Below are 12,192 nucleotides of genomic sequence, written 5' to 3' on the forward strand. Positions count from 1 at the left end.
CCCCCCCCCCCCCCCCCCCCCCCCCCCCCCCCCCCCCCCCCCCCCCCCCCCCCCCCCCCGCCGCCCCCCCCCCCCCCCCCCCCCCCCCCCCCCCCCCCCCCCCCCCCCCAACTAAGTAGCGCCAAGTGTCGTTTTGAGGCTCCAAAACGACACTTAGCGCTACCTGGTTGGGGGAAAATTGGTGGCATGGGCACACGCCGGGGTGGCACGTGGACGCGGGTCATGGCTGGCCTGTGCGCAATCCTGCTGTCGGCGTCCATGACCGCCTGCACCTCGGAGCCGCCACCTCCGGAGCCCGAGCCGGACAAGCCTGCCGCCTTCGCACTCCTGGAAGACTTCAGTGCCCGGATGCTGGCGGAAGGCGCTCCCGCGGTCCTGGTCGCCGTCCGCAGCCGGGGTGCCACCTGGACGCACGCTGCCGGGGTCCGGAGCCTGGAATCCGGCGAGCCGGCAACGGTTTCAGATCCTGTCCGCATAGGCGGCATCACGGAATCCTTCATCGCGGTCTCGGTGATGAAGCTGGCGGCGGAGGGCAAGCTTGAGCTGGACGCCGAGGTAAACCGCTATCTCCCCGAGTTCGGCACCGTGCTCCATCCTCCCGGCCCTGTGACTGTCCGCCAACTCCTGACGCACGAATCCGGGCTTCCCGACTTTTCCGTTCCCCTGCTGGCGTCCGGGAATTGGGCGGAGACCATGAACCGGCCGCTCAGCCTCGAACAGCAGCTGGCCCTGGCCGCCACCGTGCCGTGGAACGCCCGGCTGGCACGGATCTTCGACTATTCCCGCTCGAACTACGCAGCGCTTGCCCTCATTGTTGAGCGGCTCCGCGGCGAGGGGATCGGGCAGGTCCTCGCCGAGGACACGGCCGCACCCCTGGGCCTGGCGAAGACCCGGCTTGGCGGCCCGACGCCGGCGGGCATGGTCCACGGCTACGTCACCTTTGAAGGCAGGCGCACCGACGTAAGCATGCCGGCATGGCAGGCGGAGTCCCCCTCAAGCGGCACCCTGTCCACTGTGGAGGAAGTGAACAGTTTCTACGCCGCCCTGCTGGAGGGCAGGCTGCTCCCACCGGACAGCGTGACCGCCATGAAGGGCGGCTACTCGCAGTACTACGGTTTTGCCCTGCGGCGCTGGAACAACACCTGCAACAACCGCTTCTACTATGGCCTTCCCGGTGACACCGACGGCTACGGCATGGTCGCCATGACCAGCGAGGACGGCCGCAGCCAACTTGCGCTGGCCGTGGCATACCCTCCCGCACCGCCCACCCTCGAACTCAACCCACTGATCCTTGAGATGCAGGACGTCGCACAGGAGGCCCTCAACACGCTGTGCTGAGGGCCTCCCGCTGGAAGCTTTCCGGGGACATCAGGCTCCGGGATTCAGGACCACCTTGATGCAGCCGTCCTCTTTCTTCTGGAACTTCTCGTACAGGGCCGGCGCGCCCTCCAGGCCCGAGCGGTGGGTGACCAGGTCCATCACACCCAGCGGATCGGCGTCGTCCTCCACCAGCGGCAGGATGTCATCAGTCCAGCGCCGGACGTTGCACTGCCCCATCCGCACCTGGATCTGCTTGTCGAACATCGTCAGCAGGGGCATCGGGCTGGCCTGGCCGCCATACACGCCGCTTAGGGACAGGGTCCCGCCGCGCCGTACGGCGTCGATGGAGGTGTGGAGCGCAGCGAGTTTGTCCAGGCCCGCGGTCTCCATCGCTTTCTGGGCCAGCTTGTCCGGCAGGAGGCCCAGCGCCTGGTGGGCGAAGCCGGCCACCGGGGAACCATGGGCTTCCATTCCGACGGCGTCAATCACCGCGTCCGCGCCCCTTCCGGCCGTCCTCTCCCGCAGTTCGTCCGCCACGTCCTTGGTGTAATCAAGGGTTTCCACCCCGTGCCGGGCGGCCATCTCCCGACGCTCCGGGACCGGATCCACGCCGATGACCCGCAGGCCCCGCTGGACGCCGATCCGGCTGGCGAACTGCCCCACGGGGCCCAGTCCGAACACCGCCAGGGTGCCTCCCGGCCGGACGTCCGCGTATTCCACCCCCTGCCAGGCTGTGGGCAGAATGTCCGAGAGGAAAAGGTAGCGCTCATCCGGCAGTTCCGTTCCCACCTTCACCGGCCCGTAGTCCGCGTGCGGTACGCGCAGGTATTCTGCCTGGCCGCCGGGAACCGAACCGTAAAGCTCCGAGAAGCCGAAGAGCGCGGCGCCGGAACCCTTGCTCTTGACCTGCGTGGTTTCACACTGCGACTGCAGCCCCTGGCTGCACATAAAGCAGTGGCCGCAGGAGATGTTGAAGGGAACCACCACCCTGTCGCCCTTGCGGAGGTTGGTGACGGCGCTTCCCACCTCTTCCACGATGCCCATCGGTTCATGGCCGATCACGTCACCCTTGTGCATGTATGCGCCCAGCACCTCGTACAGGTGCAGGTCGGATCCGCAGATGGCCGTAGAGGTGATCCGCACGATGGCGTCCGTCGGCTCCTGGATCACGGGGTCCGGTACTTCTTCCACGCTTACCGAGCGTTTTCCTTGCCATGTCAGTGCTTTCACAATTCGCCTTTCTGGAGGTTTTGCCTTCAGTCCGGGCTGGAGCCCATCACTCGACCGTATCGACTTCAGCGGAAAAAAGTAAGCAGGCTGACTAAATACTTGCCGTCCCAGCCCCGGGCTTCTAGCGTGGGAAGGGCCAGCTCCGCAGCTACGTGTGAAAGAGGAACGCCATGACGCTTTACCAGCCGGAACCCGTTGAGATCTCCACCCGCATTCGGCCCGGGGAATGGACGGAAGCCAGCCTGGAGGAGCTTGTGGGCACCTACCGGACCCGCATCATGGAGATGGGTGCCAACATGGCGGAAGTGCGTACGGACATTGAGCGGAACGACGATGGTTCGGTCCGGGTTGCGGTGGTGTGGGACAAGCCCGCGAATGCGGGCGATGAGGACGCCGTGACGGGCGGCCAGGCGCTGTAGTCGGACGGTGCGGGCAGGCTTCAAGAGTTTAGGGCCTGGCGAGCAGCCGGCCTATGGTACTTGAGGTCAGGTTGTGCAGCAGGTCCTGCGGCCCGTCGTAGACCTCTGCCGCCCCGGCTTCCCGGAGCTCGGCGGCGCTGACCCCGCCGCAGGTGACACCGATGGCGGGGATGCCCAGGGCTCCGGCGGCCATCATGTCCCAGACGGCGTCCCCGACAAAGACGGCATCCGCCGCCGCCACGCCAATCGCATCAAGCGCCGCCACCAGAATGTCCGGGGCGGGCTTGCTCTCCTTGGCATCATTGGCGCTGGTGGCGGCATCGATGAAGGCATGGGCGTCGAGGACGGACCCCATGACCTCAAGGTCTTTCTTGCGTGCGGACGAGGCCAGCGCAACAGCAAGCCCGCCGGCGTGGCACTGGGCCAGCAGATCCTTTGCTCCCTTGAAGGCGCGGAGCGCAGGCCAGTGGGAAGCGTAGAGCGCCCCGTGGCTGGCCATGACCTCCTTATCCGCGGACCGCTCCCGCCCCTCGGGCAGGAGGCTGTCCACCAGCCGGTCGCCCCCCATGCCCACATAGTGGTGGATGGAGGCCATCGGGATGTCGTAGCCGTGCTCCCGGAAGGCGCCCCACCAGGCAATGGTGTGGATGTAGGACGAGTCGATCAGCGTGCCGTCGACGTCAAAAAGAACCCCCCGGCGTCGCCCGCCAGGGGGTGTGGTTCCTTGGGGCACCATCAGCGTACCGCTGCCCTCTTGGCCGCAGGGGCCTTCCTGTGGCGGGCAGCTTCCTCCTTGGGAGTGGCCACGGGGCGGACGCGTTCCCGGAGGACACTCCCGGCGCCGTCGTGGCTCTTGTCCCGGATCAACCCGGTACCGGCAATCTCCCGCGCCATTGCCACGCCCGCAACTGCCGCCCTTTTCGTGGGAAAGGTGACCGAGATGGCCATCAGGCTCCCGGCACCATCCAGCATCCGGACCCTGTAGCCGCCGTCAGGCGCATCCACGAGCTCAAAATACCCGGCCATACAAATCACTCCTCCGTCAGTCACCGCGTCGTGCTTTGTTGGAGCACTCCATGAGGTGTTAGTAAGTATACTTATCTATTCTGCGAAGGAGAAGCCACCCCTGGCCGCGCCGCCTCAGCGCGGTTCCGCCGACTCCGGCGGAATGGGGGTGTCACTCCGGCGAACGGTATCCTGATGAAGCTCCAAGGCGCTAGTCACAAGGGCGAAGTGGCTGAATGCCTGCGGCGTATTGCCCAGCTGCCGCCCGGCCTTCACGGCCCATTCCTCGCTCAGCAGGCCGACGTCGTTCCGCAGGTCCAGAAGCCGCTCGAAAAGTTCCCGCGATTCCTCGTGCCGGCCCGCGCCCAGCAGCGCCTCCACCAGCCAGAAGGAGCAGGCAAGGAAGACGCCCTCGTCACCCGGCAGGCCATCGTCGCTCTCCTCCGGGCGGTACCGCAGGACGAACCCGTCCTGCGTGAGGTCGCGCTGGATCGCCTCGATGGTTCCGATCACCCGCGGGTCATCGGGCGGCAGGAACCCCACGCGCGGGATCAGGAGGAGGCTGGCGTCCAGCCCGGACCGGCCGTAGGACTGCACAAACGTGTTGCGGGAAGCGTCGAACCCGTTGGCCATGACGTCCTGGTGGATGGTGTCCCGCAGCCTTTCCCAACGCTCGGCCGGCCCCGGCAGGCCGGATTCCCGGACGCCTTTCACCATCCGGTCCGCAGCCACCCAGGCCATAACCTTCGAGTGGGTGAAGTGGCGGCGCGGGCCCCGCATTTCCCAGAGGCCGTTGTCCGGCTGGTCCCAGATGGTCTCCAGGTGCTCCATGAGGGCAAGCTGGACATCCCAGGCCTCGTCCGGATGCGTCAGCAGCGAATTCCGGGTCAGCGCGAGGCAGTCCAGCACTTCGCCCCAGACGTCCAGCTGCAGCTGCTCCGCCGCTCCGTTGCCGATGCGGACCGGGGACGAATTTTCGTAGCCCTTCAGCCAGGGCAGCTCCATCTCCGGCAGGCGGCGCTCGCCGTGGATGCCGTACATGATCTGCAGGTCCGCGGGGTCGCCGGCCACCGCCCGGAGCAGCCAGTCCCGCCAGGCGGCAGCCTCCGCCGTGTAGCCGGCGGCCAGGAGCGCCTGAAGCGTCATGGTGGCATCCCGGAGCCAGCAGTAGCGGTAGTCCCAGTTGCGCGGGCCGCCCAGCTGCTCCGGCAAGGATGTGGTCACGGCCGCGACGATGCCGCCCGTGGGGGCGTAGGTCAGCGCCTTCAGCGTCACCAGGGAGCGCAAAACCGCGTCCTGGTACTTCCCCTTGACGGTGCACTGGGAAGCCCAGCCGCGCCAGAACGCGGTGGTGGTCCCCAGGACTTCCTCGGCGTCCACGGTGTGCGGCCGGGCCACATGGCTTGGCGCCCAGGTGAGCACGAACGGAACGCGCTCCCCGGCGCTGACCGTGAAGTCGCTGACGGTGTGCATGTTCTCGCTCTGGAGGGGCGCCGGCGTTACGAAATAGACCGCGTCCGGGCCGGCGATGGCGTGTAGCCCCAGCTCATCCCGGCGGACCCACGGGATGATGTGGCCGTAGTCAAAGCGGAGGACCAGCTCACAGTGCATCGGCACGCTGCCGCTGACGCCCTCAACGATGCGGACGATGTCTGCCACGGAGTCGCGGGGCGGCATGAAGTCGATGACCCGCACAGTCCCCTCGGGTGTTTCCCACTCCGTTTCCAGCACCAGCGTGCCTTCACGGTAGCCCCTCCGGGTGCATGGCCCGCCGCTTTGGGGCGCCAACAGCCAGCGGCCGGCCTCGGGCGTGTCCAGCAGGGAGTTGAAGCAGGCCGGCGAATCGAACCGGGGAAGGCACAGCCAGTCGATGGAGCCGTCCTTGCTGACCAGGGCCCCTGTTTGAAGGTCGCCCACCACCGCGTAATCTTCAATGCGCGCCATGTCCTTACCCTGCCACAGCCGTCCCGAAAAGGAAGGGCATCCGCCGGTGTAGCCTGAAAGAACGCCCCACGGGAGGAACTATGGCAATCCACATCGGCACCTCCGGCTGGAGCTACGACCACTGGGAAAACGTCCTCTATCCGCCCAAATTGCCCGTCAGGGACAGGCTGGCCCACTACGTCTCCCGCTTCAGCACGGTCGAACTCAACGCCAGCTTCTACCGCTGGCCCCGTGACACCACGTTTGCGGGCTGGAACCGGCGCCTGCCGCACGGCTTTACCATGTCCGTCAAGGCTCCCCGCGGGCTGACCCACGCCCGGAAGCTGCACCAGCCGGAGGTGTGGCTGGAGCGGATCGAGCGGTGCTGGCATGAGCTCGGTGACAAACGGGCGGTCCTCCTGGTGCAGCTGCCGCCCGGGATGGAACGCGATGACGCCCGGCTGGACTACTTCCTGGCCTCGGTACCGGAGTGGATCCGGGTGTCCGTGGAGTTCCGGCACCCGAGCTGGGACTGCCCAGAGGTGTACGCCCTGCTGGAACGGCACCGGGCCGCCTACTGCATCATGAGTGGAGCCAACCTCCCCTGCATCCTGCGGACCACCGCCCCGTTCACGTATGTGCGCCTGCACGGCCCCGACCACCAGCACCTCTATGCAGGCTCCTATTCTGACGCTGACCTGCACTGGTGGGCGGACCGCATCCGGGAGTGGGCCAGCAGCGGCCTGGACGTGTATGCGTATTTCAATAACGACGGCGGCGGCAACGCAGTGCGCAACGCGGAGACCCTGCGCTGGATCCTTGGGGAAGGGTGACGTCACGGAGCGACGGCAAGGGGCCGGGAGTGGCCCCGACCGGTGCAGCCTGTGGCAGAGTGGTCCCATGGACACGGCTCCCCAGACCCCGCCAGAGCATGCAGCAGCGCCCACGGCCCAGAGCAAGACGGACCACACCCAGCTCTACGGAAACCAGGTCTTCAGGCTTGCTCACCGGATCTCCGATGCCGTCAACACGGTGCGCATCCAGGTGGCCAAACGCTGGAAGTTCGTTCCGCAGACCATCGCCTACCAGGGCTACGGCTCAACCAGCATGGTGCGCGTGCTGGGCCGGGTCCTGCTGACCCAGAAGCCGCTGCCTGGCAGCAAGGCCGAACACGCGGCGCAAAACGGCAACCAGAACGTGCGCGGCTGGCGCGCCTTCACCAGCGTTCCCCTGCAGTTCACCGACGTCGAAATCACCATCGGCGATGTTGTCACCCATGTCCGGGCTGACCGCGGCGGACTGATCGACACCGAGGTCAACGTGCGGCTCGAGCCGGGCTGGCACACGGCGGTCCTGCGGGCCGAGGGCACGGAACCGGTTGAGGCAAAGATCCGGGTCATTGCCCCGGACGTCAAGTTCGGCATCGTTTCCGACATTGATGACACGGTCATGGTCACTGCCCTGCCCCGGCCTTTCCTGGCCCTCTGGAACACGTTCGTCCTCAGCGAGCGGGCCCGCATGGCAACCCCCGGGATGGCGGTCCTGCTGGACCGGCTGACCATCGAACACCCGGACGCGCCGGTGATCTACCTGTCCACGGGGCCGTGGAACGCCGCCCCCACCCTGGCCCGCTTCCTGTCCCGGAACATGTACCCTTCCGGGGCCCTGCTGCTGACCGACTGGGGCCTGACCCAGGACCGGTGGTTCCGGAGCGGCCAGGACCACAAGCACCGCAACCTGGAACGGCTGGCCAAGGAATTCCCCGACATGCGCTGGCTCCTGATCGGCGACAACGGCCAGCACGACGAAGCCATCTATTCCGGCTTCGCCCAGGAGAACCCGGACAAGGTAGCCGCGATCGCCATCCGCCAGCTGTCCATCAGCGAGTCCGTGTTCGCCGGCGGCCACTCGGAGGACGGCGACCACACGGCATCCCAGGTGCCATGGATCTACTCACCGGACGGGGCGGGCATCGCCAAACAGCTCGCCACGCTGGACCTGCTCTGAACCTGCGCTGAACCGGCCCTCACGGGACCTACCCGCCTTGGACCTGCCTGCGCTGGACGTTCCTAGGCGCTGGCACCCAAAGCCGTGACGTCGTCGTCGGGCGCGTCCGCTCCAACAACGTCGGTGCCGATGACGTCAACGTCAATGGTGTCGGCCGCCATGGCCTCAGCGATTGCGGCGCCCGCAGCAGCGGCCAGGTCACGCTCCTCGATGAGTTCCTGGAGCCAGAAGTAGGATGCTTTGGGCGTGCGCTCCAGGGTTTCGAAGTCCACGTGCAGGAGCCCGAAGGGCTGGTTGTAGCCCGCGGACCACTCGAAGTTGTCCATGAGCGACCAGACGTAGTAGCCCCGCAGGTCCACCTTCTCCGCCTCTCCGCCCGGGGCTGTTGCCCGCAGGGCAGCCTCCAGGTGGTCCGAAAGGTACTTCAGCCGGCGCTCGTCCGGGATGAACCTGGTGTTGGTGGACTTGTCCCGGACGATGATGTCCTCGAAGCTGGCACCGCCCTCGGTGAGGATGACCGGCGGGAGATTGGGGTACCGCTCCCCCATCTCCTTCAGGGCCACGGCCATGTATTCAGGCTTCACGGGCCAGCCGTAGGAGGTGATGTCCGCTTCCGGCCAAGTCTCCACATGGAAGGGCGTTCCGCCGCTGCCGGCCGCGCTGAGGTCGCTGCCCATGGCCTCGGCCATGCTCGCCGGCACGGCACCGCCGCCCGGCCCCACAGCCACCTTGGTGGGCATGTAGTAATTGAGCCCGTAGAAGTCCAGGGGCTGGGAGATGAGCTCCATGTCCTCCTCTGGATGCTCGAACGAGCTGAAGAACTTGGCGGCCCGGATGAGGTCCGGATACTTTCCGGTGAGGACGGGATCGGCGTAGAGCCGGTTCTGGGCAAGGTCCATCAGTCCCGCGCTGATGTAGTCCAGCGGGTTGATGGAGTTCGGAACCATGGGCGAGTAGACGTTGGTCATGCCGATCTCGCCCGGCACCTTGGCGGCGCGCAGTGCCTGTACCGCCAGGCCGTGCCCCAGCAGCTGGTGGTGGACCGTGGGGAACGCGGCCAGGAGCAGTTCCTTGCCGGGCGAGTGCAGGCCGAGGGTGTAGCCGTTGGTGCTGACCGTGGCTGGTTCATTGATGGTCACCCACCTGGCCACCCTGTCCCCGAATGCCTCTGCAAGGATCCCCGCGTACTCGCCCAGGCGGTAGGCGGTGTCCCGGTTCAGCCAGCCGCCGGCTTCATCCAGGGCCAGGGGCGTGTCCCAGTGGTAGATGGTGGCCATGGGGGAAATGCCGTTTTCCAGCAGCTCGTCCAGGAGCCGGTCATAGAAGTCCAGGCCCGCCTGGTTGGCCGGCCCGCGCCCGGTGGGCTGGATCCGCGGCCAGGCGAAGGAGAACCGGTAGGAGTCCACGCCCAGCTGCTTCATGAGGGCAACATCCTGGGGCATGCGGTGGTAGTGGTCGCAAGCCGTCACCGGGCTGTGGTTTTCGACGATGGCGCCGTCCTTGGCCGCGAAGACATCCCAGCCTGCAGGCCCGCGGCCGTCCTCGTCCAGGGCCCCTTCGATCTGGAAGGCTGCGGTGGCCACGCCGAGGGTAAATCCGGGCGGGATGAGTGCGGCGAGGTCTTTGGCGGTGATGTGCATGGGCGGGCCTTTTGTGACGGAGCGTGTGAGTACGTCTCAGGATTGCACAGCTGGCGGCAACTGACGAGCGGAACCTCCGGACGCTATTGGGTGCCGAACAGGAACTCCTTGGCGTGCGAGACTGCTTTGCGGAAGGCGTCGTTCCGGAGGGTCACCAGGTGCTCCGAATCGCCGTCGGCAGGTTCCAGGTAGCCGGTGTAGCCGGGCCGCAATACCCAGATGTCCCCGGCGGGCGGAAGGTAGAAAACCCCGAAGGACCGTTGCTGCTTTTCCTCCGCGCTCCAGACCGGCACAACGGCAAGTGCAGCGCCGGTGGCCGGATTGATCCACTGGGCACGGGGAAGCGGCTGCTCATGCGCCTCGGGGTCCAGGAAGGGGGCGGTGCCGGGGCCCCAGCGCTGTTCGAAGCGTTCGTGGAATGCCGGGATCAGGGGTGAGTCGTAGCGGCGCCACTCGCTCATTCGGTTCTCCGCCTCCTCGCGGTTGTCATCGTGTTTCATCCGCCCTGCATCAAGACCAGGGCCCGCTCTCCCACCGCACAGGAGTGACCCGGATGGCGGGTTCGGAGGAACCGCCACGGCTGCGGACCTTACGGACGGGTATGGCCTGCGCAGCAGCTGCTGCCAGCTGCCTGTCATAGGCGGCGCGCCGCTGGGGATCCCGCAGGACATTGAATGCCTGCATGATCTCCAGGAGCTCCCCCTCAGGCGTGGTGCCGCCGTCGACGTCCGGGTGGTGGCTGCGCATCAACGCCCGGTAGGCGCGCGAGATCTCCTGTTGGGTGGCGTGTGGCTGGACCCGCAGGGTGGCGTAGTAGTCGGGGGTGTTTGTCATGGCTGCAGGAATGCCGGGGCACGGGCAGCACCGGTTGTTGCCCGTGCCCGCCGGCTGTGGCTAGGTTCCGATCTGGTGCTTCTCGCTTTGCTCCGTCTGGATCTCGATCCTGCGCGGCTTGGCCTGTTCCGCCACCGGGATCCGCAGGGTCAGGACGCCCTGGTCGTAGCTGGCCTTGATGTTGTCAGTGTCCAGGGTGTCGCCGAGGATCAGCTGCCGGCTGAAGACGCCGCGGGGACGCTCGGAGGCCACCAGCTCCACATTGGGCTGCGTGGGGTCCTTGCGCTCCGCCCGGACCGTGAGGACGTTGCGTTCAACGTTCAGGTCCAGCGAATCAATCTTCACGCCCGGGAGATCGAACGCCACCACAAACTCGCCGTCCTCCTGCCAGGCGTCCATGGGCATGGCAGCCGGGCGGGCCGCGGTACCAAAGACCTGCTGCGTGAGCCGGTCCAGCTCACGGAACGGATCCGTGCGCATCAACATCATTTCCCACTCCTTCAGCTTTGTAGATGTAACCCGTGCCATATCCACAACCCCTTAATCTATGGTGATGGATATAGATTTTTTATAGCACCCGTGGGAAACTGAGGCAAGACCACTGGACGGAATTTGGAGAACTTATGGCAAACCAGGAAGCCGGGCGGCCACCCGGCCCCAACAGCAGCAGCCGCGCGCTGTACGCCATCTCCGTTGCGGCCAAGTTGGCGGGGACCGGCCAGCAGAACATCCGGCTCTACGAGACAAAGGGCCTGCTGACCCCGTCGCGGACGTCCGGCGGCACACGGCAGTACAGCGACGACGACATTGCCGTCCTGCTGCGGATCGGCGAACTGCTTGAACAGGGCCTCAACCTTGCAGGCGTGGCCAAAGTACTGGAACTCGAGGCCGCCAACGTCAAGCTGCACCGGGCGCTGAAGCGGGCCCGGTCACGGCCGCCAGGCTAGGGCCCGGTCACAGCCGCCAGGCCAGAGCCCGGTTCCGGCTCAGTCCTTGGGCGAATCGGCCTTGGACAGCTCGCCGGTGATCCGCTCCCCCGGGATGCGGGCAGTGCGCCAGGTGTCCAGGGCTATGACCCCGCCGAGGATGATCAGCGAAAGGGACAAGGACGCGAGGGCATCGCTGAGCCAGTGGTAACCCAGGTACAGCCGGCTCACGGCAGCCAGGAAAATGCCGATCCCTGCACCCACGAAGCCCAGGACGGCGGCCCGGGGATTGCGGCGCCGGGAAAAGATCAGGAAGGCACCCACCAGGAGGAAGTCGCAGGCTCCCAGGACATGTCCTGAGGGGAATGAGAAGGTGTGGTCGATCCCGAACAGCATCTGCTCCACGGGCGGCCGCGAGCGCCGCACGATCTGGAGGATGACCTGGGAGACGATGACGCCGGTGACCATCGCGGATGCCAGCAGGATGGGCCGCCAGGCATGCTTCGCGGCGAACCCCCAGGCCAGGATCACCACCAGGACAATGATGGGCAGGGCAATCGGGCCGAAGACCACGGCAAGGACGATCATGATGACTGTCAGTGCCTGGGACCTCAGCCCGAGCAGCCAATCGCGGACGGGCACGTCGGCTGCGGACAGGCCGTCGGCCTGCACCACGCTGACCAGGGTGGCAATGAACAGGACGGTTCCCACCGCCGCCAGGATGATGGCCGTCCGGTACAGCCCGCGCCGGTCTGCGGGGTCCAGGTAGCGCTCCTCCACCACGAACTTGTCGTGGAAGGCACGCCATTTGCCGGTCTTTTGCCTGGTGGTTCCCGAACCTGCTGATCCCTGTTGTCCCACTGTCATGCCCGTCCCTGCGCCGTGAAG

Annotated in this window: 14 protein-coding genes; 5 read left to right on the top strand and 9 right to left on the bottom strand. The window is 66.7% G+C overall.

What is annotated here, in order from left to right; translation table 11 throughout:
• Positions 1-186: 186 nt before the first annotated feature.
• A complete protein-coding gene (locus FHJ30_RS16680) occupies positions 187-1,338 on the top strand; it encodes a serine hydrolase (protein ID WP_139030452.1) in 1,152 nt (383 codons plus the stop codon).
• A 30-nt stretch (positions 1,339-1,368) separates the two neighbouring features.
• On the opposite strand, the gene FHJ30_RS16685 is transcribed toward FHJ30_RS16680, so the two are convergent.
• A complete protein-coding gene (locus FHJ30_RS16685) occupies positions 1,369-2,550 on the bottom strand; it encodes a zinc-dependent alcohol dehydrogenase (RefSeq protein WP_139030388.1) in 1,182 nt (393 codons plus the stop codon).
• 170 nt (positions 2,551-2,720) lie between these two features.
• On the opposite strand from FHJ30_RS16685, the gene FHJ30_RS16690 reads away from it, so the two are divergent.
• Entirely contained in the window at positions 2,721-2,969 is a 249-nt protein-coding gene (locus FHJ30_RS16690; protein ID WP_139030389.1) for a hypothetical protein, read from the top strand.
• 28 nt (positions 2,970-2,997) lie between these two features.
• Here FHJ30_RS16690 and FHJ30_RS16695 read toward each other — a convergent pair whose 3' ends face one another.
• From FHJ30_RS16695 to FHJ30_RS16705, 3 genes are all read right to left on the bottom strand, one after another.
• Positions 2,998-3,705 (bottom strand): HAD family hydrolase, encoded by a 708-nt coding sequence (locus tag FHJ30_RS16695; RefSeq protein ID WP_139030390.1) that lies wholly within the window; start codon positions 3,703-3,705, stop codon positions 2,998-3,000.
• A complete protein-coding gene (locus FHJ30_RS16700) occupies positions 3,705-3,995 on the bottom strand; it encodes a hypothetical protein (RefSeq protein ID WP_139030391.1) in 291 nt (96 codons plus the stop codon). The genes FHJ30_RS16695 and FHJ30_RS16700 overlap by 1 nt, the downstream gene beginning before the upstream one ends.
• A gap of 114 nt (positions 3,996-4,109) precedes the next feature.
• Complete coding sequence (locus FHJ30_RS16705) at positions 4,110-5,918, bottom strand: glycoside hydrolase family 15 protein (RefSeq protein WP_139030392.1); 1,809 nt, start codon at positions 5,916-5,918, stop codon at positions 4,110-4,112.
• A gap of 80 nt (positions 5,919-5,998) precedes the next feature.
• On the opposite strand from FHJ30_RS16705, the gene FHJ30_RS16710 reads away from it, so the two are divergent.
• Both FHJ30_RS16710 and FHJ30_RS16715 read left to right on the top strand, forming a co-directional pair.
• Positions 5,999-6,730, top strand: coding sequence for a DUF72 domain-containing protein (locus FHJ30_RS16710; protein ID WP_139030393.1), 732 nt, complete (start codon positions 5,999-6,001; stop codon positions 6,728-6,730).
• Between the two features lie 67 nt (positions 6,731-6,797).
• Complete coding sequence (locus FHJ30_RS16715) at positions 6,798-7,904, top strand: App1 family protein (RefSeq protein WP_139030394.1); 1,107 nt, start codon at positions 6,798-6,800, stop codon at positions 7,902-7,904.
• A gap of 62 nt (positions 7,905-7,966) precedes the next feature.
• Here FHJ30_RS16715 and FHJ30_RS16720 read toward each other — a convergent pair whose 3' ends face one another.
• From FHJ30_RS16720 to FHJ30_RS16735, 4 genes are all read right to left on the bottom strand, one after another.
• Complete coding sequence (locus FHJ30_RS16720; RefSeq protein ID WP_139030395.1) at positions 7,967-9,544, bottom strand: glycoside hydrolase family 1 protein; 1,578 nt, start codon at positions 9,542-9,544, stop codon at positions 7,967-7,969.
• An 83-nt stretch (positions 9,545-9,627) separates the two neighbouring features.
• Positions 9,628-10,005 (bottom strand): hypothetical protein, encoded by a 378-nt coding sequence (locus FHJ30_RS16725; RefSeq protein WP_139030453.1) that lies wholly within the window; start codon positions 10,003-10,005, stop codon positions 9,628-9,630.
• A 49-nt stretch (positions 10,006-10,054) separates the two neighbouring features.
• Entirely contained in the window at positions 10,055-10,378 is a 324-nt protein-coding gene (locus FHJ30_RS16730; protein ID WP_139030396.1) for a J domain-containing protein, read from the bottom strand.
• Between the two features lie 60 nt (positions 10,379-10,438).
• The gene (locus FHJ30_RS16735) at positions 10,439-10,864 is read right to left on the bottom strand and encodes an Hsp20/alpha crystallin family protein (protein WP_139030454.1); all 426 of its coding nucleotides are present in this window, start codon (positions 10,862-10,864) and stop codon (positions 10,439-10,441) included.
• Positions 10,865-11,001: 137 nt separating this feature from the next.
• Between FHJ30_RS16735 and FHJ30_RS16740 the strand changes: the two genes are divergently transcribed.
• Positions 11,002-11,325 (top strand): MerR family transcriptional regulator, encoded by a 324-nt coding sequence (locus FHJ30_RS16740; protein ID WP_139030397.1) that lies wholly within the window; start codon positions 11,002-11,004, stop codon positions 11,323-11,325.
• 39 nt (positions 11,326-11,364) lie between these two features.
• Here FHJ30_RS16740 and FHJ30_RS16745 read toward each other — a convergent pair whose 3' ends face one another.
• Positions 11,365-12,171, bottom strand: coding sequence for a phosphatase PAP2 family protein (locus FHJ30_RS16745; RefSeq protein WP_139030398.1), 807 nt, complete (start codon positions 12,169-12,171; stop codon positions 11,365-11,367).
• Positions 12,172-12,192: the final 21 nt, after the last annotated feature.

This window comes from Arthrobacter sp. BB-1, assembly GCF_006151685.1.
Taxonomy (GTDB): domain Bacteria; phylum Actinomycetota; class Actinomycetes; order Actinomycetales; family Micrococcaceae; genus Arthrobacter.